1 protein-coding gene is annotated in these 1414 nt (G+C 62.4%); it reads right to left on the bottom strand.

Annotated elements, in window-relative coordinates; genetic code table 11:
- Window positions 1–103: 103 nt before the first annotated feature.
- Entirely contained in the window at window positions 104–1288 is a 1185-nt protein-coding gene (locus LQ144_RS22880; RefSeq protein WP_230121531.1) for a DDE-type integrase/transposase/recombinase, read from the bottom strand.
- Window positions 1289–1414: the final 126 nt, after the last annotated feature.

The following is a 1414-nucleotide window of genomic DNA, read 5'->3' on the forward strand; positions in this document are numbered from 1 at the left end:
CCTGTTGCCTCATTGCAATACCTCCGGGAAGAGTGATTCGTTGCCTCATCTGAAAACCTCCGGTTGGCTCCCTTCGTTGCCTCATTGAAAAACCTCCGGGAGATCAGTTGTTCCAGGCCCTGTTGACGGGTTTGAGCGCTGCTGGTTTCTTCGCCAGGGCCAGAGTTTCCAACTCGGCGGTGAGAGCGAGGATTTGGCGCGACAGTGCCCCGGGTTTGATCCGTTTGAACGCGGCATTCATCTGGATGACGGGGCGTTTACGCATCCTCTCGTGCCGGATCGCGCGCTGGTGGGGCGTGGCCGGCGTGTCATGCTTCTTGGTGACTTTCGCGCCGTGCCGGGTTTTTTCGATGAGCTTTTGCTGGGGCAGCAGATAGTTGGTGAAGACGCGGTCCAACGCCCAGATCTCATTGAGTTTCTCCAGTTCGGCGGCGGTGTCGTAGCGAAGGTAACCGACGAGTTCCCGGACCCGGGCCCAGTTCTTCTGCTCCACATGTGCGCCATCATTCTTGTTCCCGGGCCGGGACCGGGTGAACGTGATCTCATGGGCGTGGCAGTACGCCAGAAGGTGTTCGTTGATGAATTCGGAGCCGTTGTCCGAATCGATGCCGATGATGGGAAAGGGGAACACCTCGGTGACGTGCTCCAGGGCCTCGAAGACCCACTTGGCGGCTTTGTTCCGCACGGACCGGTTCACCGTCCACCCGGTGGAAATATCGGTCACCGTCAGGGTGAAACAGAATTCCCCGAAGCTGTTGCCTCCCTCGTGGCCGACCAGATCGATCTCCACAAACCCCGGCACGGCATCGTCCCACTCGGCCCACGTGCGGACCGGGATCTGGGACTTGAGCAGCGTACCCGGCTTGGTATGCGAGCGTCCCCGCGGGATCAGTCTCGCCCGTTCACCGGCCAGTTTGCGGTCGATCGTCGCCGCGCTCATGCGCATCAGCAGACCCGCTTGCTCGTCGGTGGTGACAATCTCCTCGTCGCGGCGCAGCAGCGGCACCAGGACCGGCAGCATCGGGGCCAGCAGCCTGCCGGCCGGGGCCCGCAGCACCGCCCAGCACTTGATCAGGGAAGGCAGCAGGTCCGGCCCGTAGACAGGTGTCCTGCCCGGCCTGGGCCTGACGATCTTCAGGACCAAAGCCTCCCGCAGGGCCGTCCGTGCATAGTCGCGGTGCCAGCCGGTCAGTTCGACCAGCTCGTTCAGGATCCGGGTCTTCCCTGAGCGGTCGGCGCTCTTATAGGCGAGGGCTTTCTTCTTCGTCACAGCTTGCCGCTGGGCCATCGTTAGCTCCATGAAAACGGGCATAGCCCGCATCCGCTCCCAAGGCCGTCCACCACGCCGCTCCGCGGAGGTTTTCAGATGAGGCAACGTATCCGGCCACGCGGAGGTTTTCTACGAGTCAACGCG

The organism is Arthrobacter sp. Bi83 (genome assembly GCF_918698095.1).
In the GTDB taxonomy this organism is placed as follows: Bacteria; Actinomycetota; Actinomycetes; order Actinomycetales; family Micrococcaceae; genus Arthrobacter.